Annotated in this window: 25 protein-coding genes; 23 read left to right on the top strand and 2 right to left on the bottom strand. The window is 69.3% G+C overall.

The window, feature by feature from the left end:
- Positions 1–47: 47 nt before the first annotated feature.
- The 10 genes from M2352_RS20180 to M2352_RS20135 all read left to right on the top strand — a co-directional run bounded on the left by M2352_RS20180 (position 48) and on the right by M2352_RS20135 (position 8,288).
- On the top strand, positions 48–1,733 hold the full coding sequence (locus tag M2352_RS20180) for a hypothetical protein (RefSeq protein ID WP_264666295.1): 1,686 nt from the start codon (positions 48–50) through the stop codon (positions 1,731–1,733).
- Between the two features lie 167 nt (positions 1,734–1,900).
- Entirely contained in the window at positions 1,901–2,677 is a 777-nt protein-coding gene (locus M2352_RS20175; RefSeq protein WP_264666294.1) for a pyridoxine 5'-phosphate synthase, read from the top strand.
- Between the two features lie 11 nt (positions 2,678–2,688).
- Positions 2,689–3,111: a holo-ACP synthase gene (gene acpS, locus M2352_RS20170; protein ID WP_454464570.1), complete on the top strand. Its 423-nt coding sequence runs from the start codon at positions 2,689–2,691 to the stop codon at positions 3,109–3,111.
- 28 nt (positions 3,112–3,139) lie between these two features.
- Positions 3,140–3,895, top strand: a complete 756-nt coding sequence (gene lepB / locus M2352_RS20165) for a signal peptidase I (protein ID WP_264666293.1) — start codon at positions 3,140–3,142, stop codon at positions 3,893–3,895.
- Positions 3,896–3,936: 41 nt separating this feature from the next.
- Complete coding sequence (rnc, locus tag M2352_RS20160; protein ID WP_264666292.1) at positions 3,937–4,668, top strand: ribonuclease III; 732 nt, start codon at positions 3,937–3,939, stop codon at positions 4,666–4,668.
- The gene (era, locus tag M2352_RS20155; RefSeq protein ID WP_264666291.1) at positions 4,661–5,623 is read left to right on the top strand and encodes a GTPase Era; all 963 of its coding nucleotides are present in this window, start codon (positions 4,661–4,663) and stop codon (positions 5,621–5,623) included. The genes rnc and era overlap by 8 nt, the downstream gene beginning before the upstream one ends.
- 9 nt (positions 5,624–5,632) lie before the next feature.
- Positions 5,633–6,256, top strand: a complete 624-nt coding sequence (locus M2352_RS20150; protein ID WP_264666290.1) for an FMN-binding negative transcriptional regulator — start codon at positions 5,633–5,635, stop codon at positions 6,254–6,256.
- A gap of 27 nt (positions 6,257–6,283) precedes the next feature.
- Positions 6,284–6,643 carry a cupin domain-containing protein gene (locus tag M2352_RS20145; RefSeq protein WP_264666289.1) on the top strand — a complete coding sequence of 120 codons (360 nt, stop codon included), beginning with the start codon at positions 6,284–6,286 and terminating at the stop codon, positions 6,641–6,643.
- Positions 6,644–6,677: 34 nt separating this feature from the next.
- Positions 6,678–7,304, top strand: a complete 627-nt coding sequence (locus M2352_RS20140) for a LysE family transporter (protein ID WP_264666288.1) — start codon at positions 6,678–6,680, stop codon at positions 7,302–7,304.
- A 111-nt stretch (positions 7,305–7,415) separates the two neighbouring features.
- The gene (locus M2352_RS20135) at positions 7,416–8,288 is read left to right on the top strand and encodes an EAL domain-containing protein (protein ID WP_264666287.1); all 873 of its coding nucleotides are present in this window, start codon (positions 7,416–7,418) and stop codon (positions 8,286–8,288) included.
- A gap of 171 nt (positions 8,289–8,459) precedes the next feature.
- Here the strand turns inward: M2352_RS20135 and M2352_RS20130 are convergent, their stop codons facing one another.
- Positions 8,460–10,109, bottom strand: a complete 1,650-nt coding sequence (locus M2352_RS20130) for an electron transfer flavoprotein-ubiquinone oxidoreductase (protein ID WP_264666286.1) — start codon at positions 10,107–10,109, stop codon at positions 8,460–8,462.
- A 353-nt stretch (positions 10,110–10,462) separates the two neighbouring features.
- Between M2352_RS20130 and M2352_RS20125 the strand changes: the two genes are divergently transcribed.
- From M2352_RS20125 to M2352_RS20090, 8 genes are all read left to right on the top strand, one after another.
- Positions 10,463–11,086 (top strand): uracil-DNA glycosylase, encoded by a 624-nt coding sequence (locus tag M2352_RS20125; protein ID WP_319802055.1) that lies wholly within the window; start codon positions 10,463–10,465, stop codon positions 11,084–11,086.
- A 359-nt stretch (positions 11,087–11,445) separates the two neighbouring features.
- Positions 11,446–13,221, top strand: coding sequence for a lytic transglycosylase domain-containing protein (locus M2352_RS20120; RefSeq protein WP_264666284.1), 1,776 nt, complete (start codon positions 11,446–11,448; stop codon positions 13,219–13,221).
- Positions 13,222–13,247: 26 nt separating this feature from the next.
- Positions 13,248–13,784: a molybdenum cofactor biosynthesis protein B gene (gene moaB / locus M2352_RS20115; protein ID WP_264666283.1), complete on the top strand. Its 537-nt coding sequence runs from the start codon at positions 13,248–13,250 to the stop codon at positions 13,782–13,784.
- An 86-nt stretch (positions 13,785–13,870) separates the two neighbouring features.
- Positions 13,871–14,797, top strand: a complete 927-nt coding sequence (locus M2352_RS20110; RefSeq protein ID WP_264666282.1) for an aminoglycoside phosphotransferase family protein — start codon at positions 13,871–13,873, stop codon at positions 14,795–14,797.
- Between the two features lie 103 nt (positions 14,798–14,900).
- Positions 14,901–16,598 carry a tetratricopeptide repeat protein gene (locus M2352_RS20105; protein ID WP_264666371.1) on the top strand — a complete coding sequence of 566 codons (1,698 nt, stop codon included), beginning with the start codon at positions 14,901–14,903 and terminating at the stop codon, positions 16,596–16,598.
- Positions 16,595–17,620, top strand: a complete 1,026-nt coding sequence (locus M2352_RS20100) for a 4-(cytidine 5'-diphospho)-2-C-methyl-D-erythritol kinase (protein WP_264666281.1) — start codon at positions 16,595–16,597, stop codon at positions 17,618–17,620. Before M2352_RS20105 ends, M2352_RS20100 begins: the two co-directional genes overlap by 4 nt.
- 78 nt (positions 17,621–17,698) lie before the next feature.
- Entirely contained in the window at positions 17,699–18,637 is a 939-nt protein-coding gene (locus M2352_RS20095) for an SAM-dependent methyltransferase (protein ID WP_264666280.1), read from the top strand.
- A gap of 178 nt (positions 18,638–18,815) precedes the next feature.
- Positions 18,816–19,862 (top strand): cytochrome-c peroxidase, encoded by a 1,047-nt coding sequence (locus M2352_RS20090; RefSeq protein WP_406567295.1) that lies wholly within the window; start codon positions 18,816–18,818, stop codon positions 19,860–19,862.
- 42 nt (positions 19,863–19,904) lie between these two features.
- On the opposite strand, the gene M2352_RS20085 is transcribed toward M2352_RS20090, so the two are convergent.
- Positions 19,905–21,071, bottom strand: a complete 1,167-nt coding sequence (locus tag M2352_RS20085; protein ID WP_264666279.1) for a cytochrome-c peroxidase — start codon at positions 21,069–21,071, stop codon at positions 19,905–19,907.
- A 250-nt stretch (positions 21,072–21,321) separates the two neighbouring features.
- Between M2352_RS20085 and proS the strand changes: the two genes are divergently transcribed.
- The 5 genes from proS (at position 21,322) to M2352_RS20060 (ending at position 26,913) form a co-directional block, all read left to right on the top strand.
- The gene (gene proS / locus M2352_RS20080) at positions 21,322–22,635 is read left to right on the top strand and encodes a proline--tRNA ligase (protein WP_264666278.1); all 1,314 of its coding nucleotides are present in this window, start codon (positions 21,322–21,324) and stop codon (positions 22,633–22,635) included.
- Positions 22,636–22,671: 36 nt separating this feature from the next.
- Complete coding sequence (locus M2352_RS20075; protein ID WP_264666277.1) at positions 22,672–23,928, top strand: lipoprotein-releasing ABC transporter permease subunit; 1,257 nt, start codon at positions 22,672–22,674, stop codon at positions 23,926–23,928.
- Positions 23,929–24,013: 85 nt separating this feature from the next.
- Positions 24,014–25,267: a lipoprotein-releasing ABC transporter permease subunit gene (locus tag M2352_RS20070; protein ID WP_264666276.1), complete on the top strand. Its 1,254-nt coding sequence runs from the start codon at positions 24,014–24,016 to the stop codon at positions 25,265–25,267.
- Complete coding sequence (locus M2352_RS20065) at positions 25,260–25,958, top strand: ABC transporter ATP-binding protein (RefSeq protein WP_264666275.1); 699 nt, start codon at positions 25,260–25,262, stop codon at positions 25,956–25,958. Before M2352_RS20070 ends, M2352_RS20065 begins: the two co-directional genes overlap by 8 nt.
- A 97-nt stretch (positions 25,959–26,055) precedes the next feature.
- Entirely contained in the window at positions 26,056–26,913 is an 858-nt protein-coding gene (locus tag M2352_RS20060) for a dienelactone hydrolase family protein (protein WP_264666274.1), read from the top strand.
- Positions 26,914–26,982 lie beyond the last annotated feature (69 nt).

The raw sequence follows: 26,982 nt of genomic DNA, 5'->3' as shown, positions 1-26,982 counted from the left end.
TCGGAGGCTTTGCCGAACGCTCCAGCTTTAAACCGAACGAGGCAGCCATGGACATCACCTTCAACCCCGCCGGTGAAACCATCACGGCGTCCAACGGCGATGTGCTGACCGCCGGGCCGGGAACGGACGTTCTGAACCTGACCGGCGGGGGCGTCACCATCAACCATGGCTGGGTCTACACCCCCACCTCTGGCGCGGTGGGGATCGAATCGGTGTTCGGCTCCAGCGGCGAGGATGCGGTCACGCTGCTCTTCACCAGCGCCGGGCGGGTATCGGCGGGAACGGGGGTCAACGGGGTGACCACCGTGTTCCAGGGGGTGGAGACCATCACCGGCACGCCGTACACGTCCGGGGGCACCGGGCCGGTGACGGAAGCGGTCCAGCTCGGCGGGCCGGCCGGCTCCACCGTCACCGTGCTCAACCCCTATATCATCTACGGCGGCACCGGCACCGACGCGGTGACCCTGGGCCGGACCACCGACGAGGGGCCGTCGTCGGTGTTGATGGCGGGGGTGGAGGTGGTGAACGCCCTGCCCAACGGGACGACCCTGATCCTGGGCAACGCCGGGAACACGGTGCAGGTGTCCGCCGGCCAGGCGGCCATCGCCGGCGGCACCGGCACCGATGTGGTCACCCTGGCCCACGACACCGGCCTGGCGGCGGAACAGGTGATGACGGTGTGGGGCATCGAAACCCTGTTCGGGTCCGCCGCGCGGGAAACCGTGGTGCTGGCCGCAGCCTCCACCCTGACCATCGGTGCCATCGACGCGCTGCAGGGCAGCACCGAAACCGACGTGGTGACGCTGGGCGGCATGGGCAGCACGCTGTTCACCAACCGGATGGAAACCCTGATCGGCGGCACCGGCACCGATGTGGTCACCCTGACGTCCATCGGCGACGAAAGCGGATCGGTCATCGCGGTCAGCGGTCTGGAAACCCTGTACGGCAGCGCCGGCTCCGATTCGGTGTCCCTGCGCGGTTCCTTCAGTTGGATGACGGTCTATGACGTCGAGGCGCTGTGGGGCGGTGCGGGCCTGGAATGGGTCGATCTGGCCGGTACCGGCTCCACCATCACCGTGTCGGGCGTGGATGTGCTGACCGGGGGCGTCAACACCGACGTGGTGACCCTGGACACCAACAGCACCCTGTTCTTCAGCGGTATCGAAACCCTGAGCGGCAGCGACAGCGACGATTCCGTGCGGCTGGGGGCGGGGACCGTCAGCTTCAACGGCCGGCTGGGGGCCGACACCCTGCACCTCGTCACCGGCAACGGCCGGGACGAGGTGTTGTACAACGGCTCGGAACAGGGGGGCGGCCTCGGCCAGTCGTATGGGTACGACACCATCAACGGCTTTGCCGGCGGCGAGGATCTGGTGGTGGTCTTCGGCGGGCTGTTCAACGGGCTGGACCGCGACCACAACGGGGTGATGGGCAAGCGGGCGGCCGACACCAACGGCATCACCCCCGGCGGGGGGATCGAGCTGTTCCACCTGGGCACCCCCATCGCCGCCCTGGCCGATGCGGAACTGGCCAGCGTGCGGCGGGCCATCGGCACAACCCAGGGCGGCAGCCAGGATCCGTTCCTGCTGCTGGCCACCGACGGCACCAACACCGGGCTGTATCAGGTCCAGGACAGCGGCGGCGACGGCAACATCACCGCCGCCGACGTGCGGCTGCTGGGGGTGTTCGCCAACACACTGCTGAACGGCAACGACCTGACGTTCCGGTCCTGAACCGGGTGGCATGCGCTGGGGGCTGTGCACGGATGCGCCGGCCCGGCATCACAAAAGCCCGCATCCGCAGGTGACGGCGGGCCGGCGCACCGCTATATAGTCGGCAGTCCTCCGCCGCGCGCCGGCCCTGTCGCGGTGGGACCGTTGCCCCGGAGCCGCCCGCCGCCATGACCCGCCATCCGACCCCTCATGCCCTGCGTCTCGGCGTGAACATCGACCATGTGGCGACCGTGCGCAACGCCCGCGGCGGCCAGCACCCCGACCCGGTGCGCGCCGCCCTGGCGGCACAGGCGGCGGGGGCCGACGGCATCACCGCCCATCTGCGCGAAGACCGCCGCCACATCCGCGACGCCGACATCGAACGGCTGATGGCGTCCATCGCCATTCCGCTCAATTTCGAAATGGCCGCCACGCCCGAGATGCTGGGCATCGCGCGGCAACACAAGCCGCATGCCGCCTGTCTGGTCCCGGAAAAGCGCACCGAGGTGACGACCGAGGGCGGGCTGGACGTCATCGGCGGGCGGGATCATCTGCAACGCTATATCGCCGAGCTGGGGGCGGCGGGCGTGCGGGTATCGCTGTTCATCGACCCGGAGCCGGCCCAGCTCGACGCCGCGCGCGCGCTGGGCGCCCCGGTGGTGGAACTGCACACCGGCGCCTATTGCGATGCACCCGAGGGAGCGGAGCGGGACCACGAGCTGGCCCGCATCCGGCGCGCCGCGGCCCATGCCGCCGCCATCGGGCTGGAATGCCACGCCGGCCACGGCCTGAGCTACGAGACCGTCGGCCCGGTGGCCGCCATCCCCACCATCGTCGAGTTGAACATCGGCCATTTCCTGATGGGCGAGGCGCTGTTCATCGGCCTGGACGCCGCCATCCGCCGGATGCGCGCGGCCATGGACGCGGCGCGCGAGGCGGTGCCGCCCTGGACGGGAGCCCCATGAGCGGCGCCGGCATGGCCCCCGCCGGCCTGATCCTCGGGATCGGCAACGACCTGACCGACATCCGCCGGGTGGAAAAGAGCCTGGAGCGGTTCGGCGAGCGCTTCATCGCCCGCGTCTTCACCGCGGTGGAGCGCGCCCGGTCCGAACGCCGCGCCCGCGGGCGGGCCGCCAGCTACGCCAAGCGCTTCGCCGCCAAGGAAGCCTGCGCCAAGGCGCTGGGCACCGGTTTTTCCCAGGGTGTGTTCCTGCGCGACATCGGTGTGGTCAACCGTCCCGGCGGCCAGCCGACGCTGCACCTGACCGGCGGGGCGCTGGCCCGGCTGGAGGCCATCACCCCCCCCGGCCACACCGCCCGCATCGACGTCAGCCTGACCGACGAATACCCGCTGGCCGAGGCGTTCGTGGTCATCAGTGCCGTCCCCCTTTCCCCGTGACCGTTTTCCAGCCCCCGACCGAAAGCCCATGGCCTTGATTGAAAACCAGAAGAAGGAAGACGGCGGTTTCGCCGAAACCCTGAAGACCGTGTTCTACGCGGTCATCATCGCGTTCGGCGTGCGCACTTTCGCCTTCGAGCCGTTCAACATTCCGTCCGGTTCGATGATCCCCACGCTGCTGGTCGGCGATTACCTGTTCGTCTCCAAATATTCTTATGGATACAGCCGCTATTCGGTCACGCTGGGGCTGCCGCTGTTCTCGGGGCGCATCATGGAAAAGGTGCCGGAGCGGGGCGACGTGGCGGTGTTCAAGCTGCCCAAGGACAACAAGACCGATTACATCAAGCGCGTCATCGGCCTGCCCGGCGACACCATCCAGATGACCGGCGGCATCCTGCACATCAACGGCCAGCCGGTCCCGCGCGAACGGATCGAGGATTTCGTCACCACCGACGCCAGCGGGCGCGAGCTGCGCACCACCCAGTACGTCGAGACCCTGCCCAACGGCCGCAAGCACCGGATTCTGGAGGAATCCGACATGGGGCCGCTGGACAACACCCCCGTGTACACCGTGCCGCCGGGGCACCTGTTCATGATGGGCGACAACCGCGACAACTCGCTGGACAGCCGGGTGCCGGGGATGGTCGGCTATGTGCCCATGGAAAATCTGGTGGGCCGGGCGGAATTCCTCTTCTTCTCGCTGGATAACGGCACATCCTTCTATGAGATCTGGCGCTGGCCGTTCGACCTGCGCCTGGGCCGGCTGTTCACCGGCGTGAAATGACCCGGACAATGCAGGCATCGCGTGAGGTCGAAGGGCACATCATGACCACGCCGGAAGCGGGCACGCTGGATGCCCTGGCCGATGCGCTGGGGCACCGTTTCGCCGACCCGGCGCTGCTGGCCGATGCGGTGACCCACCCCAGCCTGATGGGGCTGGAGCGGGCCGGGCGCACCCGGCAGCCGGGCGGGCCGGGGGCGGGGTACGAACGGCTGGAGTTCCTGGGCGACCGGGTGGTGGGGCTGCTGATCGCCGAATGGCTGCTGGAGCGGTTCCCCACCGAAAAGGAAGGGGCGCTGGCCAAGCGCCACGCGTCCCTGGTCCGCCGGGAAACGCTGGAGCAGGTGGCGTTGTCCATCGGGCTGGGCGGCCATCTGCGGCTGTCGCCGTCGGAAGCGGCGGGGGGCGGGCGCACCAACGCCACCATCCTGGCCGACGCGTGCGAAGCGGTGATCGGCGCGCTCTATCTCGACGGCGGCATGCCGGCGGCGTACCGGTTCGTGCGCGACCGCTGGGCCGGGCGCATCGACCGCTCCGCCGCCCCGCCCAGCGATCCCAAGACGATTTTGCAGGAATGGGCGCAGGGCAAGGGAAAGCCGCTGCCCTCCTATGCCCTGGTGGAATGCCGCGGCCCGGCTCATGCGCCGGAATTTCAGGTTACAGTGATGGTTGACGGTGTGGGGGCGGCGGACGGCGCCGGCTCCAGCAAACGCATTGCCGAGAAGAATGCCGCACGCGCGCTGCTGCGGCTGGTGGGAGTTGTGGTTGATGAGTGACGATTTCGAATCCCTGAACCCGGCGGGGGATGACGCGGATGCCGGGGACGGGGAGGGCGGTCAGACCCGCTGCGGCTTCGTGGCGCTGGTGGGCGCGCCCAACGCCGGCAAATCGACGCTGGTCAACACCATGATCGGCGCCAAGGTGTCCATCGTCAGCCCCAAGGTGCAGACCACCCGCTCGCGCGTGCTGGGCATCACCATCGAGGGCGACAGCCAGCTGCTGTTCGTGGACACCCCCGGCATCTTCACCCCCCGCCGCCGGCTGGACAAGGCCATGGTCGCCGCCGCCTGGCAGGGGGCGGAAGAGGCCGACATGATCGCGGTGCTGTATGACAGCAGCCGCCGCGGCATCGACGACGACACCCGCGGCATCATCGCCCGGCTGAAGGACAGCAAGCGTCCGGCCATCCTGATCCTCAACAAGATCGATCTGGTGAAGCGCGAAGTCCTGCTGGCGCTGACGCAGGAGCTGAACGCCGAGGGGGTGTTCACCGACACCTTCATGATCTCCGCCCAGACCGGCGACGGCGTGGGCCGGCTGCGCTCCTTCCTGGCCGCCCAGGTGGAAGAGGGGCCGTGGCTGTACCCCGAGGACCAGATTTCCGACATGCCCATGCGGCTGCTGGCGGCGGAAATCACGCGGGAGAAGCTGTTCCTTCAGCTTCACCAGGAACTGCCCTATGCCACCACCGTGGAAACGGAAGCGTGGGAGGAGTTCCAGGACGGGTCGGTGAAGATCAGCCAGGTCGTCTATGTCCAGCGCGAAAGCCAGAAGGCCATCGTTCTGGGCAAGGGCGGCCAGCGCATCAAGCAGATCGGCTCCTCCGCCCGCACCGAGCTTGAGGCGATGCTGGAACAGCGCGTCCACCTGATGCTGTTCGTCAAGGTGCGCGAAGGCTGGCTGGACGACCCCGAACGCTACCGGGTCTGGGGCCTGGATTACCAGAGCTGAGGAACGCCCATGCACGTCCCGCCCGCGTTCGCCGAGAACCGCCTGCCCGTGCTGTTCGACGCCATCCGCCGGGCGGGGCTGGCGACCCTGGTGACCATGGGCACGGAAGGGCTGGAGGCCACGCCGCTGCCCCTGCTGCTGGACGAGGCGGAGGGGGAGCGGGGCACGCTCTACGGCCACCTGTCCCGCGGCAACCCCCAATGGCGGCGTTTCGACTCGCGCGTGGAGGCGCTGGTGATGGTCCAAGGACCGGACGCCTATGTCACCCCGTCGTGGTACCCGACGAAGGCCGGGACGGGGAAGGTGGTGCCCACCTGGAACTACGTCGCCGTCCACGCCTATGGCCCGCTGGAGGTGTTCGAGGACGCCGGACGCCTGCACGGGGTGGTCGCCCGCCTGAGCGACCGGCACGAGGCGGGCCGCGCCGACCCCTGGGGCGTGGACGACGCCCCGGCGGACTTCATCGCCGCGCAACTGAAGGGCATCGTCGGCATCCGCATCCCCATCGCCCGCATCGAGGGCAAATGGAAGGCCAGCCAGAACCGCACCCCCGCCGACCGCGCCGGCGTGGCCGCCGGTCTGGCCGCGGAGGGGCAGGGGGCGATGGCGGCGCTGGTGCCCACCGATCCCTGATCCCCAATCTGGAAGGAGTTTCCCCCCGTGAAGAAAGTCAACCTGGCCGACGCCTTCGCCTCCTTCTCCGAACACTGGTCCCCCCGCATTGCCGGGGAGGTCAACGACAGCCATGTGAAGCTGGTCAAGCTGAAGGGCGAATTCGTCTGGCATCACCACGAGGCCGAGGACGAACTGTTCCTCGTAGTGTCGGGCCGGATGCTGATGCGCTTCCGCGGTCACGACGTGTGGGTCGAACCGGGCGAGTTCATCGTGGTGCCCCGCGGCGTCGAGCACATGCCGGTGGCACCGGAGGAATGCGCGGTGCTGCTGCTGGAGCCGAAGACCACGCTGAACACCGGCAATGTGACCAACGAACGCACGGTGGCTGATCCGGCGAGGCTGTAATCTGGCAGCCCTCTTTGCCGTAAAGGATCTTTTCATGGACCCCGTGCTTGCGTTCCTCGCTATTCTGGCGGCTCTGGCCATGGGGGCGGCCAGCCCCGGCCCCAGCTTCGTGCTGGTGGCCCGCACCGCGGTGGCCCGGTCGCGGGCGGACGGGGTGGCGGCGGCGGTGGGCATGGGGGCCGGCGGGGTGGTGTTCGCCGCCCTGGCGCTGGTGGGTCTCTATGCCCTGCTCAGCACCGTGGGGTGGCTGTATCTCGGGCTGAAGATCCTCGGCGGGGGCTATCTGCTGCTGCTGGCGTGGCGGCTGTGGCGCGGGGCCGGGGAGCCCATGGCCGTCCGCCTGGACGGGGCCGGGGAACCGCCGCGGTTCTGGCGCAGCCTGGGATTGGGGCTGGCGACCCAGATCAGCAACCCCAAGACCGCCCTGGTCTATGGCGGCATCTTCGCCGCGCTGCTGCCCGCCGAGCCGCCGGGGTGGATCGTGGCCGCGCTGCCGCCCGCCGTCTTCCTGATCGAGGCGGGGTGGTACACGCTGGTCGCCGTGGTGTTTTCCTCGGCGGGGCCGCGGGCCGCCTATCTGCGCGGGAAAGGCTGGTTCGACCGGGCCGCCGCCGCCGCGCTGGGCCTGCTGGGCGCACGGTTGATGCTTGCTGTGGATTGAACGTTATATATTTGTATAACTGTAGAATATTCCACGCTTTCCCGGCGTTCTCCTGTACATTGTTATCGCAATCTCCTATCCTCGGTTCCGTGAGAAGGCCGGGAGAGCGCCATGAACGTTGCAATCAATCCCCGAACCCCGCCCTTGCGGCACGATACCGGCATCGAAAACTATTTTTGCGGGCATGATGGGGTGGGTCTGAACCGGGATGGGGAGGATGGGGCCGCTTTTGCCCGTTTCAAGGGGCTGACGCTGCGCAGCGTCTTTCAGCCGATTCTCGACCCCCGCACCCATCAGCCCGTGGCGTTCGAGGCGCTGTTGCGCGCCACCGACGCCGACGGCAGCCCCCTGGCCCCCCCGGATGCCTTTGCCCGGCCGCAAGGGGCGGACATCGTGACCTTCGACCGGCTGTGCCGCACGGTCCACGCCCTGAACTTCGCCCGTCAGGCGCGGGCCGGCGACACGCTTTTCCTCAACGTGGACGCGCGCCACCTGCTCAGCGTCGGCGGCGGCCACGGGGCGGCGTTCGAAGCGCTGCTGGCCCAGTGCGGTCTGTCGCCCAGCCGGGTGGTTCTGGAGATTCTGGAATCGGGCATCGACGATCTGGGCCATCTGGCTGTGGCGGTGGAGGCGTACCAGCGCCGCGGCTACCGCATCGCGTTGGACGATTTCGGCTGCCGCCATTCCAATTTCGACCGGCTGTGGCACCTGACGCCGGACATCGTGAAGCTGGACCGCAGCCTGATCGAGCAGGCCACCCACAACCGCCGCGCCCGCCTGATCCTGCCGCGGCTGGTGGAGATCATCCACTCGCTGGGCGCCCAGGCGGTGTGCGAGGGAATCGAGACCGCCGACCAGCACCAGCTTGCCGCCGATGCCGGGGCCGATCTGGTGCAGGGGTATCACTACGCCCGACCGGCCCCAGTGTTGCGGGATACCCCCCTCGCCCCTCCGGGGAGAGGGGCGCGCGAAGCGCGGGGGTGAGGGTCGGATGTCGCGCCGGTAGGCCCAACATCCGTTGCGAAGCAACGCCAAATCCTGATTTCGAGAGCCTTACGGCTTGATTTTCGGGCTGACGCGCGAAAATCATCCTTCACCCCGGCCCTCTCCCCGCAGGGGAGAGGGGGGATAGGGGTGGATTCGGAGTGGCTGGGCTCACATCCCCGGATAGTTCGGCCCCCCGCCGCCTTCCGGCACAACCCAGTTGATGTTCTGGGTCGGATCCTTGATGTCGCAGGTCTTGCAGTGCACGCAGTTTTGCGCGTTGATCTGCAGGCGTGGGTTGGTGTTGTCCTCGTTGCGCACGATCTCGTACACGCCCGCCGGGCAGTAGCGGGTTTCCGGCGCGTCGTAGAGGGCGAGGTTGACCCGGATCGGGGTCTCGGCGTCCTTCAGCGTCAGATGCGCCGGCTGGTCTTCCTCGTGGTTGGTGTTGGACAGGAACACCGAGGACAGGCGGTCGAAGCTGACCTTGCCGTCCGGCTTGGGGTAAGCGATCTTCGGCGCCTCGCTGGCCTTCTTCAGCGTGGCGTTGTCGGCGTGCTTGTGGTGGAAGGTCCACGGCGCACGGCCCTTGAGGATGTAGGTGTCCAGCGCGCCATAGGCCAGCGCCGGGAACAGCCCCCAGCGGAACGCCGGGCGGATGTTGCGCACGGTGTAGAGTTCATCCCACACCCAGCTCGCCCGCAGACGCTCGGGGTATTCGGTGGCTTCCGGCCCGGCATTCCCCTTGGTCAGATGCTCGAACACCGCTTCGGCCGCCACCATGCCCGACTTCATGGCGGTGTGGTTGCCCTTGATCTTCGGCACGTTGAGGAAACCGGCGGTGTCGCCCACCAGCACGCCGCCGGGGAAGGTCAGCTTCGGAATCGACTGGAACCCGCCTTCCGACAGGGCGCGCGCGCCATAGGCGATGCGCCGCCCGCCCTCGAACGTCGGGCGGATCGCCGGGTGGGTCTTGTAGCGCTGGAATTCCTCGAACGGCGACAGGTGCGGGTTCTCGTAATCGAGACCGACCACGAAGCCCACCGACACCAGATTGTTGTCCAGGTGGTAGAGGAACGAACCGCCGTAGGTCTTGGGGTCCAGCGGCCAGCCGATGGTGTGCTCGATCAGGCCGGGGCGCGACTTGGCCGGGTCGATCTCCCACAACTCCTTGATGCCGATGCCGTAGGTCTGCGGGTCCACGCCGTCGCGCAAGGCGAAGCGCGCCATCAGCGTCTTGGTCAGCGACCCGCGGCAGCCCTCGGCGAAGATGGTCTGACGGGCGTGCAGTTCCACGCCGGGGGTGTAGTTGCCGGTGGGCTGGCCGTCCTTGCCGATGCCCATGTCGCCGGTGGCGACACCCTTCACCGCACCGGAGTCGTCGTACAGCACCTCCGCCGCGGCGAAGCCGGCATAGATTTCCACGCCCAGCGCTTCCGCCTGCTCACCCAGCCAGCGGCCCAGGTTGCCCAGGCTGATGATGTAGTTCCCCTCGTTGTGCATGGTGGGGGGCACCATGGGGAACGCGAAGGACTTGGTTTCGGTCAGGAAGAGGAAGCGGTCTTCCTTGGCCCTGGTGTGGAGGGGCGCACCCTTTTCCTGCCAGTCGGGGATCAGTTCCTGGAGCGCGTGCGGCTCGAACACCGCGCCGGACAGCAGGTGGGCACCGATTTCCGATCCTTTTTCGATGAGGCAGACGTTAAGATCGCTCCCGGCCTCGTTGGCAAGCTGCTTCAGCCGGATGGCGGCGGACAGACCCGACGGGCCGCCGCCGACGATCACAACGTCATATTCCATCACCTCGCGCGGTTCGCGCTCCATGGCCCCAACCTCCCAGTCCGAGAAAGCGCCCCCGTTGGCGGGGGTGCGGTGGCGAGCATACGCTCCCGAATGTTCCGACCCTCCATGTATGACCATAAGATTGGTGCTAAGGTCAAATCATGAGTGACACATGCGACATACTCGCGGCCCTGCGCTGGCATGTTGAGGTCGGATGCGATGAATCCATTGGGGAAATTCCCCTGGACTGGACCACCATCGCCGCCCGTCCCGCCCCGACTCCGGCCCCGGCATCCGCCCCCCGGCCCCCTGCCAGGGGTGACGTGCACGCGAATCGGATGACGTATGCGTCAACAGCGCTGCCGATTCCCGCCGCCTCACCCCTGGGTGCTTCCTTGGGCCCCCCCCTTGGCGCCAGCGAGGCCGGGGCGTCCGCCCGCGCCCGTGCGGGAGAGGCCAGGACCCTGGCCGCGCTGGAAGCGGCGGTGCGCGCCTTCGACGGGTGTCCGCTGAAATTCACCGCCACCAACACCGTCTTCGCCGACGGCAACCCCGAGGCGCGGGTGATGCTGGTGGGTGAGGCGCCGGGGGAGGACGAGGATCGCCAGGGCCGCCCCTTCGTCGGGGTCAGCGGGCGGCTGCTCGACCGCATGCTGGCGGCCATCGGGCTGGACCGCACGAACGTCTACATCACCAACATCCTGCCCTGGCGCCCCCCCGGCAACCGCAGCCCGACCCAGGCGGAAATCGCCGCCTGCATGCCCTTCATGGAACGGCATGTGGACCTGATCGCACCGGCCGTGCTGGTCCCGCTGGGCGGCACGGCGGCCAAGGCGCTGCTGAACCGGGCGGAGGGAATCACCCGGCTGCGCGGGCGCTGGTTCGAGTATCCCGCCGGCACGCCGGTGCCGGTGCTGCCCATGCTGCACCCGGCGTATCTGCTGCGGAATCCCGTGTCCAAGCGCGAGGCGTGGCGGGACATGCTGACCCTGCGTCAGAGGCTTGCCCTTTCGTCGTAAGGCGAAAATCCGGGGGTGCCTAACCCCTTGCCGCTGTTCTTGTCACGGCGATTTTATACGTGCACGAACAAAACCAGGGCTTGCGGTTCCTCGGATGCTTCCATAAATCATGTCAAATGCTAAGGACTTGGTGCAGCGCGATACGCCCCCGGATAGGGGGTCCGCGCACAGACATCCTTAGGGCGGCATGCGCCGCGGCCCTGGCGGCCGCGGTCTTGGGAGCATCCGGCACGGGCCGGGCCGCCCTGATCATTCGTGGACCGGACGCGGCTGTTCCCGCCGCCGAAGCGGGGTCTGCGGACGGGGATCCGATCCCCGCCGCCCTTGCCCCTGCCGTTCCCGCTCCCGTTTCCATTCCCGTGCTGGCGGGGCTTCCCTCCACCCTTCTGCTGGCCGCCGACGACCCGGCCGCCGCGCGGGCGCAGATGCCGGCGGAGGATGCGGCGCGCTACCGCCGCATCTTCGAGCTTCAGGCCGCCGGTGACCTGGACGGGGCCGATGCGGAGATCCGCCGGCTCCGCGACCGCCGGCTGATGGGCCATGTGGAACGCCAGCGGCTGCTGCTGCCGGGGCGCAAGGCAACATACGACGAGTTGGCCGGGTGGCTGGCCCGCTACGCCGACCACGCCGGCGCCGAGCGCATCCACACCCTGGCCGTCCGCCGCCAGCCCGCCGGGCAGAAGGCGCCGCGCAGCCCGGTGGAGGCCGACCGGCTGCAAGGCTCGCTGGAACGGCTGGCCGGCGCCCGTCCCCGCACGGCGGACGAGGACGACGAGGATTCGCAGGCGGTGTCGCCGTCCAGCCGGTCGGGCCGCGGCCGCGGCGGCGTGGCGGTCACCGGGCGCATCGCCGACCTGATCGCCGCCGGCAAGCCCGCGGCGGCGCTGGCGCTGCTGAACGACGCCCAGTACAGCCGTCACCTGGAAGCCGCCCAGTACGACGCCGCCCGCGCCCGCATCGCCGCCGCCCTCTATTATGCCGGTGACGTGCGCACCGCCCAATCCCTGGCCACCGCCAGCGCCGAACGGTCGGGCGACCGGGTGCCGCTGGCCCATTGGGTCGCCGGGCTGACCGCGTGGCGGCTGAAACAGACCGAACGGGCCGACGCCCATTTCACCGCCATGGTCAAGGCCGGGCCGTCGTCGCCGTGGCAGATGGCCGCCGCCGCCTTCTGGGCCGCGCGGATGGAAGTGCGGCTGGGCCGCAAGGCGGAGGCGCGCGGGTATCTGCAACTGGCCGCCCGCTACCCCCATACCTTTTACGGCATGCTGGCGGGGCGGTCGCTGGGGGTGATGAACCCGCTGCACTGGGACATGCCGGACCTGACCGGGCGCCATCTGGCGGCGCTGGCCGCCAACCCGGCGGGCGCGCGGGCCATCGGGCTGCTGCAGGCGGGCCGCAAGGACATGGCGGAGCGGGAGTTGCGCCGCGTCCATCCCCGCGGCGACCGGCTGGTGGCCGAGGCCATGCTGCTGCTGGGCGACCGCGCCGGGCTGCCGGGGCTGGCGCTGCAGGTGGGCAACGCGGTGTCGGCGCCCGACGGCGCGCCCTATGACGCCGCCCTGTTCCCGCTGCCCTATTGGACGCCGCGCAACGGCTTCAGCCTGGACCGGGCCCTGGTGTTCGGGGTGATGCGGCAGGAATCCCGCTTCGACCGGACCATGGTCAGCCCGGCGGGGGCGCTGGGGCTGATGCAGATCATGCCCGCCACCGCCCAGCACGTGCGCGAACGCCACGACGACATCGAGGGGGAGGACACCGAGCGGTCCGCCCTGTTCGACACCGCCATCAACATGGAACTGGGCCAGCGCTATCTGGCCGAACTGCTGGCGATGCCGGAGGTGGGGAACAACCTGATCCATCTGGCCGCCGCCTACAACGCCGGCCCCGGCAACGCGCTGCGCTGGCGCCGCGACACGCTGGCCGGCATCGGCGACCCGCTGCTGTACATGGAAAGCATCCCCTTCGCCGAGACGCGGGATTACGTGCAGAAGGTGCTGGCGAACTATTGGGCCTACCGCATGCGGCTGGGCCAGGGGCTGGACTCGCTGGACGCCGTTGCGGCGGGCCGCTGGCCGGTCTATATGCCCCAGGACGCCCACCCCACACAGGTGGCGCAGACGCCGGACAACTGACCGTTTCCACCCCACGCGCGGACGCCATGCCCAAGATCGACGACACCCGCCCGTTCCTGGCGGTGAACATCGCCATCCTGACCGTTTCCGACACGCGGCAGGCGCAGGACGACCGCTCCGGCACCGCGCTGGCCGAACGGCTGACCGCCGCCGGCCACCGGCTGGCCGCCCGCACCATCGTGCGCGACGACGTGGCCGCCATCCGCGCGCAGGTGCAGGCGTGGATCGCCGATCCCGAGATCGACGTGGTGCTGACCACCGGCGGTACCGGCGTCACCGGGCGCGACGTCACGCCGGAAGCGGTGGAAGCCCTGTTCGAAAAGACCATCCCCGGCTTCGGCGAGCTGTTCCGCTGGCTGAGCTACGCCAAGGTCGGCACCTCCACCATCCAGAGCCGGGCGACGGCGGGTGTGGCCAACGGCACCTATGTCTTCGCCCTGCCGGGCTCGCCCAGCGCCTGCCGCGATGCGTGGGACGACATTCTGGTGTTCCAGTTGGACAACCGCCACCGCCCCTGCAATCTGGTGGAGTTGATGCCCCGGCTGAAGGAGCACCAGCGCTGAGCGCGCCCGTTCCGCTCGACACCCTGCTGCCGGCCCTGGACTCCGCCCTGTCCGCCGCCGGGCTGGGGGGGACGGTGCTGGAGCCGATGGCGCTGAAGGGTGTGGCCCACGACCATGTGCGGTTGGGGGACCGCGGGCTGGTGGCCCGGCTGCCGCGGTGGAGCCAGCAGGGGCTGGACCCCGCCGCCAACCTTGCCTATCAGGCCGAAGCCTTTCGCCGCGCCGCCCCCTGCGGCCACACCCCCCATCTGGTGGCCGTGCTGCCGCCGGACCCGGATTCGCTCCCCATGGGCGGTCTCGTGGTGACGGAGATCCATGGGCGCCCCCCGCGCCTGCCGGATGACATGGGTGCCATCGCCCGCGCGCTGGCGGCGCTGCACGCCCTGCCGCTGCCGCCCGCCGCATTGCGCCCGCCGCTGCTGGACCCCGCCGACCCCGCCGCCGCCCTGCTGGAGCAGGTGGAGCGGCAGGCCGCGGCGTTCGACGCCGCCGGCCTGGACCCGGCGGCCCGCCGCCTGCTGGACGAGGAGCTGGACGCCGCCCGCCGCCGCCGCCCGGACGCGCCCGTGCCGGTGGCGCTGTGCGGGGCCGATACCCATCCCGGCAATTTCCTGATCGACGATGCGGGAAGGGCGTGGTTCACCGATCTGGAAAAGGCCCATTACAGCCTGCCCGCCATCGATCTGGCCCACGCCAGCCTGCCCACATCCACCCGCTGGGCGCCGGAGGTGGACGCGGAACTGTCGGGGGCCGCGGTGGAGTCCTTTCTCGCGGACTGGGCGGCGGCGGTACCGGCGGATCTGGCTCGGGCGGTGGCGCCGTGGCGGGTGCCCATGCGGCGGCTGACGTGGCTGCGCACCATGACCTGGATGGCCCGGTGGCGGGTGGACGGCGCCCGGCTGTCGGCGGGAATGCCCGAAAAATTGCGCACCCACCTGGATGCGCGGGTGGTGGATATTTTCCGTCCCGCCGTGATCGAGCGCGTGCGGGGGGAGTGGCACTTGAACGGGTAGGGTTTCGGCCTTACCGTTGGTGCGTTCTGCATTTTGCTGTCACGGGTGTGGGGTATCGGCGATGGGCTTTCCCTGGAACCGGCGCGGATTTTGGGTTTTGGCGGTGTGCGCCGGCGCGGCGCTGGCCCCGCTGCCGGCATCGGCGCTGGCGGAGGCGGAGAACGCATCCCCCGCCGGCAGCTATCTGGCCGGACGCTTCGCCCAGCAGCACGACGATTGGGGGGCCGCCGCCGCCTATATGGGCCGGGCGCTGGCCGCCGATCCGGGCGATCTGGGTTTGTTGCGCCGCACCTATGTGCTGGCCTTGAGCGAAGGGCGGCTGGGCGAGGCGCTGGTGCTGGCCCGCCGGCTCCAGGGCACCGACGGCGACCCGCAACTGAGTTCGCTGCTGCTGCTGGCCGACGCCGTGAAGGGCGGGCGGCTGGACGAGGCGGGCACCCTGGCCGCGGCGCTGCCGACTCAGGGGCTGGGCAAGTACGTGGTCCCGCTGGCCCGCGCGTGGCTGTCGGTGGCCCAGGGCAAGACCGACGCCGCCCTTCAGACCCTGGCCCCGCTGGAGAAGGAGGCGGGGTTCGCCGCCCTCTACCACCTGCATTCCGGGCTGATCCTCGACCTTGCCGGGCGGCGGGATCTGGCGGAGGCGCGCTACACCGCCGTCACCGCCGCCCAGGCGCCGCTGCGGGTGGTGCAGGTGGTGGGCAGCTTCTATGAACGCACGGGCCGCCCCGACAAGGCGCGCGCGCTGTACGAGGCGTTCCTCGATGCCTCCGACAGCCTGATGATCGAACCGGCCCTGAGGGCGCTGGACGCCGGAAAGACCTCCCCCCCGCCGGTCGCCAACGCGGTGGACGGGCTGGCCGAGGCGCTGTTCGACCTGGGCAGCGCCCTGCACCACGAGGGGGCGGAGGAAACCGCGCTGCTGTTCGGGCGAATCGCCCTGCATCTGCAGCCCGGCATGTCCCTGGCGCGGCTGATGGTGGCCGACGTGCTGGACGGGCGCGAACGGGCCGGCGCGGCCCTGGCCGATTATCAGGCGCTGGCCGCCGATCCGGCGCTGGGCTGGGTGGCGCGGCTGCGCGCCGCCGACGCCCTGGCCCGCATGGAGCGCACCGACGAGGCCATCGCCCAGCTTCAGACCCTGACCGCCGAGCGCCCCGACCGGGTGGAGGCGGTGATCCGGCTGGCCGACCTGCACCGCTCCAAGAAGAACTGGCAGGAGGCGGCGGACACCTACACCCGTGCGCTCGACCGCATCGGGGAGCCGGAACAGCGCCACTGGGCGCTCTATTACGCCCGCGCCCTGGCGTGGGACGGACTGAAACGCTGGCCGGAGACCGAAACCGACTTGAAAAAGGCCATGGCGCTGCAGCCCGAAGAGCCGTACCTGCTGAACTACCTGGGCTATTCCTGGATCGACCGGGGCGTCAACCTGGACGAGGCCAAGGCCATGGTCGCCCGCGCGGTCGAGCTGCGGCCCAAGGACGGGTACATCATGGACAGCCTGGGCTGGGCGCTCTACCGCCTGGGCGATTACGAGGGCGCCGTCGCCAGACTGGAAAAGGCGGTGGAGCTGAAGCCGGTGGATCCCACCATCAACGACCATCTGGGCGACGCCTATTGGCGGGTGGGCCGGCGGATCGAGGCCCGGTTCCAGTGGCAGCGCGCGCTGCGCACCGCCGAGGACGAACCCTCCAAGCAGGCCATCGCCGAAAAGCTGGACCGCGGCCTGCCCGAACAGAAGGCGGCGGAGGTCAAGACCGAGGCATCCAAGGACAAGACCCCCAAGGACAAGATGCCATGAGCCGCCCGCGCATCACCGAACAGGCCCCGGCCAAGCTGAACCTGTACCTGCATGTGCTGGGCCGCCGCCCCGACGGGTTCCACGCGCTGGACAGTCTGGTGGTCTTCGCCGACGTGGGCGACCGGGTGACGGTGCTGGATACCCCGGCCCCGCCGCCGCTGCGCGGGGTGGAGCGCACGCCGCCGGTGCCGCGCCTGTCCCTGTCCGGCCCCTTCGCCCGCACGCTGATGGCCGAAGATCCCGCCGGCAATCTGGTCAACCGCGCGGCTTACGCCCTGGCCGGGGCGCTGGAACGGCCGCCGTCGGTGATGCTGCTGCTGGACAAGCACCTGCCCGTGGCCTCGGGCATCGGCGGCGGATCGGCGGATGCGGCGGCCACGCTGGTGGCGCTGGCCCGGCTGTGGGGGGTGGAGGCGGACGCGGATCTGCTCTACCGCCTGGGGGTGTCGCTGGGGGCCGACGTGCCCGCCTGCATCGCCGGGCGCCCGCTGTTCCTGGGCGGCCTGGGCGAACAGCTCGACCCGGCGCCGGCCTTGCCGGAAACCCACGCGGTGCTGGTCAACCCCGGCGTGCCGGTGTCCACGCCCGCCGTGTTCAAGGCGCGCAGCGGTCCGTTTTCGCCCCTGGCACGCTTCGCGGAAAGCCCGGCGGACGCGCGGGCGCTGGCGGCCCTGCTGGCCGAACGGCGCAACGACCTGACCGGACCGGCCCTGACCATCGCCCCGGTGATCGCGGACGTGCTGGCGGCGCTGGAGGGGACGGACGGCTGCCTGCTGGCCCGCCTGTCCGGCAGCGGCGCCACCGGCTTCGGCCTTTATGCCGCGGCGGAGGAGGCCCGCCGCGCGGCGGACGCCATCCAGGCGGCGCAGCCCTCGTGGTGGGTGCGGGCCGCCCGTCTGCTTCCCCCGCCCGACCAGCCGCGCCCGCTGCCCATCGGCCTGCTGACGCCTGAGGACGGCGGCCCGCTGGCCCCGCGTCCCCCGATTCCCTTCCCCGACACCGGCGGGTGGGGCGTGGGCTGATGCGGATCCCGATTCCCCTGCGGCGGTGAATGCTCTAGGGTCCGGCGGTTCCCCACCGGCCATCCTGCGGCGTTCACCATGACCCAAGCCCCGTACGAAACCTATCCCGGCACCGTCTATCTGGCGGCGGACGGCTATGTGGACGATCTCGTCGCCGACCTGCGCCTGTCGGGCGACGGCACGGTGGGGGAGGTGGAAGGGCGGCTGGTCTTCGCGCCCGGCCCGGCCCGGCCCGTGGTGTGGGCCCAGAACGTCTGGTACGACCCGCTGCTGATCCCGTTCACCTCCATCAAGGACGCGGCGCGCGCCCTGCGGGGGATTCAGCGGAACTGGGCCTTGTGGTCCATCCGCAACCACCGCCGCGCCAACCTCATTCAGGAAAACCTGCCGCACGTGTCGGCCAAGCCGCTGACCTTCCCGGCACCGGTGCCCACCGCACCGCTGGGATCGTGGACGCTGCTGGACGAAAACACCCTGCTGGCCGCCCCCCGCTGCTCCAGCCCCTTCCGCCATGGGGAGGTGGCGTTCGTCGAGGACAAGGCCACCCCGCCCAACCGCGCCTATCTGAAACTGTGGGAGGCGCTGACCCGCCTGGGCCGCCGTCCGGCACCGGGGGACCGCTGCATGGATCTGGGGGCCTGTCCCGGCGGGTGGACGTGGGTGCTGCACGAATGCGGCGCCTCGGTCATCGCGGTGGACAAGGCGCCGCTGGACCCGGCCATCGCCGCCTTGCCGCGGGTGGAATACCGCCAGGACAGCGCCTTCGCCATCCGCCCCGATCAGGTGGGGCCGCTGGACTGGCTGACCTGCGACGTCATCTGTTACCCCGACCGCCTGCTGCGGCTGGTGGAGACGTGGCACGGCAGCGGGCTGGTGAAGAATTTCGTCTGCACCATCAAGTTTCAGGGCAGCACCGATTTCGACGCGGTGCACCGGTTGCTGTCCATTCCCGGCGGGCAGGTGGTCCATCTGTCGTGCAACAAGCACGAGTTGACGTGGCTGTGGCCGGCACCGTGATCCGGTAATGCGGCAATCCACCACGGTGGGCGGGGTCTTTTTCCATGGCCGCGGTGCGGGCGAAGGTCTAGCTTAGAGGTGTTCCAAAAAGACGGGCTGCGCCGTCAACAACCGGGGCTGAAACGAACAAGCGCCCCCTTCACACACCGGTGCGGCCCGCGCTATCAGGAGGCACCCGATGAAATTCCCTGTTTCCGCGGCGTTGACGGCGGCTCTTGTGCTGTCCGGCGTCATGGCCGGTACTGCCCACGCCCAGGCCGACCTGCGTGACAAGGCCAAACAGAATTTTCAGGTTATTCCGTCCATTCTTCCGGCGGTGAAGAACAACGCCGTCACGCGGGAAAAGGTCGAACTGGGCCAGATGCTCTTTTTCGATCCCCGCCTGTCGGGCAGCCAGTTCATCAGCTGCAACTCGTGCCACAACCTGGGCATGGGCGGCGACGACAACGTGCCCACCTCCATCGGTCACGGCTGGCAGAAGGGGCCGCGCAACGCCCCCACCGTGCTGAACGCCGTGCTGAACGTCGCCCAGTTCTGGGACGGCCGTGCCGACGACCTGAAGGCCCAGGCCAAGGGGCCGATCCAGGCCAGCGTGGAGATGAACAACACCCCCGCCCGCGTGGTGGAGGTGCTGAAGAGCATTCCCGAATATGTCACCCGCTTCAAGACCGCCTTCCCCAACGAGGCGGATCCGGTAACCTTCGACAACGTGGCCATGGCCATCGAAGCGTTCGAGGCCACGCTGGTCACCCCCGCCGCCCCGCTCGACCAGTTCATCGAAGGCAACGACAACGCGCTCAGCGCCGATCAGAAGACCGGTCTGTCGCTGTTCATCGACAAGGGCTGTGCCGCCTGTCACAACGGGGTGAACATCGGCGGCAACGGCTATTACCCGTTCGGCGTGGTGGAAAAGCCCGGTGCGGAGATCCTGCCCAAGGAGGACAAGGGCCGGTTTGCCGTCACCAAGACCGCGGATGACGAATACGTCTTCCGTGCCCCGCCGCTGCGCAACATCGCGCTGACCGCGCCCTATTTCCACACCGGCAAGGTGTGGGATCTGGAACAGGCGGTCGCCATCATGGGCGCCAGCCAGTTGGGCGAGCAGTTGAAGCCCGACGAAGTGAAGGCCATCACCGCCTTCCTGCACGGCCTGACCGGGCGCCAGCCGCAGATCACCTACCCGATCCTGCCGGTCAGCACCGCCAGCACGCCGAAGCCGGAGTGAGGAGGACGGCCCGCCCCCCGTTAAAGGGGGCGGGCCGGTTTTTTACTTCACCAGATGCTCGTACCGCGCATCGGTCAGGGTCTTCAGGAAGGCCACCAGGGCGCGGATGCGGCGGGTGTCGAGCGCCGGGCCGGTTTCCAGCTCCTTCAGCGCAATGTTCTTCGCCACCTCGGGCTTGCCCCACGGCTTGCCGGTCTCGGGGTTGATCTGCGCCGCTTCGGTGGGGTTGTTGTATTTGTTGTAGAAGCGGATGACGGTTTCCAGATCCTTGAACACCCCGTTGTGCATGTAGGGGCCGGTGACGGCCACATTGCGCAGGGTGGGGGTCTTGAACCGGCCCTCGTGGGCCGCACCCTTGGCGGCGGGATTCTCGGCCAGACCGCGGTCGATGGCTTTCTTGCCCTTGCCGTTGGCCGCGCGCAGGTCCGCGTTCACCGGCACGCCGATGTTGAAATACTGATAGTTGGTGAAGGTCTCCCCCGCCGACGCCGGCATGGCGTTCAGCTTGTGGCAGACGTTGCAGTTGGTGAACTGGGTGGAGAAGAACAGGGTCATGCCCAGATCCTCCTCCGGCGTCATCTTGTACTCGCCGCGCAGGTAGCGGTCGTATTTGGAATCGAAGGGCGCGAACAGGTCGGTGCTCTCGAACCGGGCGATGCTGTCGCTCATGGCGTCATAGGCCCGGTTGGCGTCGTCCAGCACGCCGTCGCCGTAAAAGGCGGCGAAGGCGCGGACGTAGCTGGGATTCTCCCGCAGCCGGTCGCGCACCGCCGCTTTCGACGGCATCGCCATCTCGCCGGGGTTCAGCGGCGGCCCGCCGGCCTGATCCTTGAGCGTGGAAGCCCGCCCGTCGTGGAACTGCCCGCCCACCGGGATGCGGCCCGGACCGATGGCGAACGGCGGGCTGAAGCGGGCGTAGGACGCGGTGGGGGCGTTGCGGTCGCCCAGGGATTTGCCGTCGGCCCCCAGCGACGCCGCCGCCCCGCTGGGATCGGCAAAGCCGGTGTCGGGGTTGTGGCAGGTGGCGCACGACTGGGTGCGGGTCTGCGACAGGTTGGTGTCGAAGAACAGCGCGCGGCCCAGGTCTTCGCGGCTGGCGATGGCGGCGTCCTCGGCCACGGCGGCGGTGGACAGCAGCCCGGCGGTCATTCCCAGGACGGCGGACAGCAGGAGGGTGCCGGTCCGGCGGGGGTGGGGCAGGGTGGGCATGGGCGGCGCTCCGGCATGAAACAAGTGATTATCAGTCGCATGAACCTGCCCGAAAAACCACTGCGGCGCCTTGACACGGATCAAACGGGGTGCCCCGAAAGGCCGGGCTGACGTTTTGGCGCTCCTGTTACGGCGTAACGGGCATGGACAAGCGGGGTGCGGGTTCTTAAAGTCAGACACGCCTCCGCCCGCCTCGACGGCGGTGCCGGCCCGCTTTTCCCGTCCTCGATCGTTGCCGAAGAGTCGAACCATGCGGCTGTCCGCCTTCTTCCTGCCCACCCTGAAGGAAACCCCGACCGAGGCGCAGATCGTCTCGCACCGGCTGATGCTGCGCGCCGGCATGATCCGCCAGACCAGCGCCGGCATCTATGCCTGGCTGCCGCTGGGCCTGCGGGTGCTGAAGAAGATCGAACAGATCGTGCGGGAGGAACAGAACCGCGCCGGCGCCCAGGAACTGCTGATGCCGACCATCCAGTCGGCGGACCTGTGGCGCGAATCCGGCCGTTACGACGATTACGGCAAGGAGATGCTGCGCATCACCGACCGGCACGACCGCGAAATGCTGTTCGGCCCCACGAACGAGGAGATGATCACCGACATCTTCCGCGGTTTCGTGCGCAGCTACCGCCAGCTCCCGCTGAACCTCTACCACATCCAGTGGAAGTTCCGTGACGAGATCCGCCCCCGCTTCGGCGTGATGCGCGGGCGCGAATTCCTGATGAAGGACGCCTATTCCTTCGACATCGACGGCGACAGCGCCCGCCGGTCGTATCAGGCCATGTTCCTGGCGTACCTGCGCACCTTCGCCCGCATGGGGCTGAAGGCGATCCCCATGCGCGCCGACACCGGCCCCATCGGCGGCGACCTGTCGCACGAATTCATCATCCTGGCGGAAACCGGCGAAAGCGGCGTGTTCTGCCAGAAGGAATGGCTGGATCTCGACGTGCTGGCCGACGCGCCGGACTACACCGACGATCTCAAGCCCTTCTTCGAAAAGGCCACCGGCATCTATGCCGCCACCGACGAGAAGCACGACGCGGCCACCTGCCCGATCCCGGCGGACGAGCTGGTGTCGGCCCGCGGGATCGAGGTGGGCCACATCTTCTATTTCGGCACCAAATATTCCAAGCCGATGAACGCCACCGTCGCCGGTCCCGACGGCGAACAGGTTCCGGTGGAGATGGGGTCGTACGGCATCGGGGTGTCGCGCCTGATGGGCGCCATCATCGAGGCCAGCCACGACGACAGCGGCATCATCTGGCCGGATTCCGTGGCCCCGTTCACCGTCGGCCTGATCAACCTGAAGCCCGGCGATGCCGACAGCGACCGCGTGAGCGCCGAGCTTTATGAAAAGCTGCAGGCGGCGGGCGTGGACGTGCTGTACGACGACCGCGACGAACGCCCCGGCGTGAAGTTCGCCGACATGGACCTGATCGGCGTGCCGTGGCATCTGGTGGTCGGCCCCCGCGGCATCAAGAACGGCGTGGTGGAACTGAAGCGCCGCGCCACCGGCGTGCGCGAGGAACTTCCCGCCGACGCCGCGCTGGCCAAGCTGACGGCGTAAGGCACAAGGCGGCACAGCAGGAGCGTACGGGCCATCATGATGTTCAGCCCCCTGGAACGTCTCATCGCCATGCGCTACCTGCGCGCCCGCCGGCAGGAGGGATTCATCTCGGTCATTGCCGGCTTCTCCTTCCTGGGCATAGCGCTCGGGGTGGCGACGCTGATCGTGGTGATGGCGGTGATGAACGGCTTCCGCGGCGAACTGATGGGCCGGGTGCTGGGGCTGAACGGCCATCTGACCGTCAAGGCGGTGGACGGCGGCCCGCTCCCGGCCTTCGACCCGCTGGCCGACGAACTGCGCCGGCTGCCCGGCGTGATCACCGTCATGCCGCTGGTGGAGGGGCAGGCGCTGGTCTCGGCCCGTGGTGCGGCCCTGGGTGCCCAGATCCGCGGCGTGCGGGCCGAGGATTTCCGCAACCGGCCCTCCCTTGCCAACCGCATCGTGCGCGGCAGCGCCGGCGGGTTCGGCGACGACCGGCTGGCGGTGGGCTACCGCATGGCCCAGCGGCTGGCCATCGGCTACGGCGGCGAGGATGTGCTGACGCTGACCGTGCCGCAGACCGACGTGAAGGCGTTCGGCACCGCCCCCCGGGCGCGGGCCTTTCCCGTCGCCGCCGTGTTCGACGTGAACATGGCCGAGGTGGACAATTCCACCATCTTCATGCCGCTGGAGGCCGCCCAGTCCTTCTTCGGGCTGGCCGAGGGGCAGGCCACGGCGCTGGAACTCTTCGTGCTCGATCCCATGGCCATGGATCAGGTCCGGGCGGCGGTGGAAAAGACCGTGGGGGCCCGTGGCCGCGTGCTGGGCTGGCAGCAGGTCAACAGCAGCCTGTTCACCGCGCTGCAGGTCGAGCGCACGGTGATGTTCATCATCCTGACGCTGATCATCCTGGTCGCCGCCTTCAACATCATCTCGTCGCTGATGATGCTGGTGAAGGAAAAGGGGCGCGACGTCGCCATCCTGCGCACCATGGGGGCGTCACGGGGCATGGTGATGCGCATCTTCCTGTTGTCCGGCGCCTCGGTCGGGGTGGTGGGCACGCTGGCGGGGTTCGTGCTGGGGGTGGTGCTGGCCGGCAACATGGACGGCATCGGTCATCTGATCGAGCTGGTGTCCGGCGGCGGCGGGCTGTCGCCCGAAGCGGCTTTCCTCTCCCGCCTGCCGGCCCGTATCGCGTGGGGCGAGGTGACGCTGGTGGTGGTGATGGGGCTGGTGCTGTCCGTCGGCGCCACGCTGTACCCGTCGTGGCGCGCCGCCCGGCTCGACCCCGTCGAAGCCCTGCGGTACGAGTAATGCCGTTTTAGGGGGTGGTCAGGGGCACGGCGCCGTGATACCCCCGTTCCCGGTTTCCGCCGTCCGTCATCGCTGAACAGGCGCCATGATCTTTTCCGCCGTCGAACGCATGATCGCCCTGCGCTACCTCCGTGCGCGGCGGCAGGAGGGGTTCATCTCCGTCATCGCCGGGTTCTCCTTGCTGGGGATCGCGCTGGGGGTGGCCACGCTCATCGTCGTGATGGCGGTGATGAACGGTTTCCGCGCCGAACTGGTGGGCCGCGTGCTGGGGCTGAACGGCCATCTGAACGTGTTTGCCGCCCGCGGCGGGCCGCTGCCCGAATACGACGGGCTGGCCGCCCGGCTGCGGCAGGTGCCCGGCGTGCTGGCCGTCGCCCCCATCGTCGAGGGGCAGGGGCTGGTGGCGGTCAGCGGGCGCCCGCCGTCGGGCGCCATCGTCCGCGGCATGGCGCCCCAGGATTTCCGCGGCCGTCCGGCGCTGGCCGCCGGCATCAAGGCCGGATCGCCCGATGCCTTGGCCGAGGAGGACACGGTCGCCATCGGCGTGCGCATGGCCGAGCGGCTGAACCTCAAGCCCGGCGACAGCCTGACCCTGATTTCCCCCCAGGGCAACGCCACCGCCTTCGGCACGATCCCGCGGTCCAAGACCTACCGCGTCGGCGCGGTGTTCGACGTGGGCATGTTCGAATACGACAACAGCTTCGTGTTCATGGCGCTGGATTCCGCCCAGGCGTTCTTCCGCCTGCCCGCCATGGCGTCGTCGCTGGAGGTGATGGTCAAGGATCCGTCCGACACCACCGCGGTGCGGGAATCGCTGGCGGAAGCCGCCGCGGGCCGCGGCCGGGTCGCCGACTGGCAGCAGAGCAACACCGGGTTCCTTCAGGCGCTGCAGGTGGAACGGAACGTCATGTTCCTGATCCTGACGCTGATCATCCTGGTGGCCGCCTTCAACATCATCTCGTCGCTGATCATGCTGGTGAAGGACAAGGGGCGGGACATCGCCATCCTGCGCACCATGGGGGCCAGCCGCGGCATGGTGATGCGGGTGTTCTTCCTGTCCGGTGCCTCGGTGGGGATCACCGGCACGCTGCTGGGGCTGGTGCTGGGGGTGGCGTTCGCCACCAACATCGAATCCATCCGCCAGGTGGTGCAGGCCGTGACCGGGGTGCAGGTGTTCTCGCCTGAGATCTATTTCCTGACCCGGCTGCCGGCCCGCATCGAGTGGCTGCAGGTGGGGCAGGTGGCGGTGATGGCGCTGGCGCTGTCGTTCGCCGCCACCCTCTATCCGTCGTGGCGGGCCGCCCGCCTGGACCCCGTGGAAGCTCTCCGCTATGAATGACGCCGTGACGAAAGGGACCCCCATGCTGGAGCTGGCCAACGTGGTGCGGGTGTACGAGCAGGCGGACAGCCGGCTGGAGGTGCTCCGCGGTGCCTCCCTGACCTTGAATTCGGGCGAACTGGTGGCGCTGGTCGGGCCGTCGGGGGCCGGTAAATCCACCCTGCTGCACGTGGCGGGCCTGCTGGAGCCGCCCACCGCCGGCACCGTGCGCATCGCCGGCACCGACGCCTCCACCCTGGACGACGCCGGGCGCACGGCCCTGCGCCGCCGGGAGATCGGCTTCGTCTATCAGTTCCATCACCTGCTGCCGGAATTCTCGGCGCTGGAAAACGTGGTGCTGCCGCAGATGATCGCCGGCCTGAACCGGGGGGAGGCCATGGAGCGCGCCCGCCGGCTGCTGGCCATGGTGGGGCTGGAACCCCGCGCCGGCCACCGCCCCGCCCGGCTGTCGGGCGGCGAGCAGCAGCGCGTCGCCATCGCGCGTGCGCTGGCCAACGCTCCCGGCCTGCTGATCGCCGACGAGCCCACCGGGAACCTGGACCCCCACACGGCGGAAGGGGTGTTCGCCCTGCTGACCCGGCTGGTGCGCGGGGCCGGCGTGGCCGCCCTGATCGCCACCCACAATCTGGACATCGCCCAGCGCATGGACCGCATCCTCGAACTGCGCGACGGCGTGCTGATCGAGCATTGAGCGTATTCCCCCTCCCCCTGACTTTTGTCGCGGTTGGCGGACGGGGCGGGCTTTGCCACCATGGCGCCGGTCACCGAAAACGGGAGGAACGGGCGCCATGGACCAGCGCATCATCGATCTTTACGACGAATACACCCACGCGCCGCTGCCGCGGCGGGTGTTTCTGGAACGGCTGACGCTGCTGGCCGGCGGGGCGGCGGGCATCCCCGCCATCCTGTCGCAGATCGAACCCAATTACGCCCTGGCCGCCCAGGTGCCGGAAAACGATCCCGGCATCGATGCCGCCATGACCGGCTATCCCGGCCCCGCCGGCACGGTCAAGGCGTACCGCGCAGCGCCCAAGGGGCTGGGCAAGGCGCCCGCCGTCATCGTCATTCACGAAAACCGTGGCCTCAACCCCTATGTCCAGGACGTGGCGCGGCGGGTGGCGAAGGCCGGATTCGTGGCGCTGGCCCCCGACCTGCTGTCGCCCTTGGGCGGCACCCCCGCCGACCCCGATCAGGCCCGCGACCTGATCGCCAAGCTGGACCGCGCGGCGGTGGTCAAGGATCTCCAGGCCGCCATGACCGCGCTGCGCGCCGACACCGCCGTGACCGGCAAGGTGGGGGCGGTGGGTTTCTGCTGGGGCGGGGGCATGGTCAATCAACTGGCGGTGGCGGCCCCCGATCTGGATGCCGGCGTCGCCTTTTACGGCCCCATCCCCGAACCGGCCCAGGCCGCGGCCATCAAGGCGCCCTTGCTGCTGCATTACGCCGGGCTGGACCAGCGCATCAACGCCGGGATCCCCGCTTATGACGAGGCTTTGAAAAAGGCCGGCGTGAAGCACGAGATTTTCATGTACGAGGGCGTGAACCACGCTTTTCACAACGACACCTCGGCGGAACGCTTCGACAAGGCGGCGGCGGATCTGGCGTGGGACCGCACCATCGCCTTTTTGAAAAGCGCGCTGGCCTGAACCGGCTACAAACACAAAAAGGTTTTTTAAAGAAAAAGCCCCCTCTCTTTTCAGAAAGGGGGCTTTTTC

Source organism: Azospirillum fermentarium, assembly GCF_025961205.1.
Classification (GTDB): domain Bacteria; phylum Pseudomonadota; class Alphaproteobacteria; order Azospirillales; family Azospirillaceae; genus Azospirillum; species Azospirillum fermentarium.
This window is presented reverse-complemented; position numbering and strand designations above follow the sequence as displayed.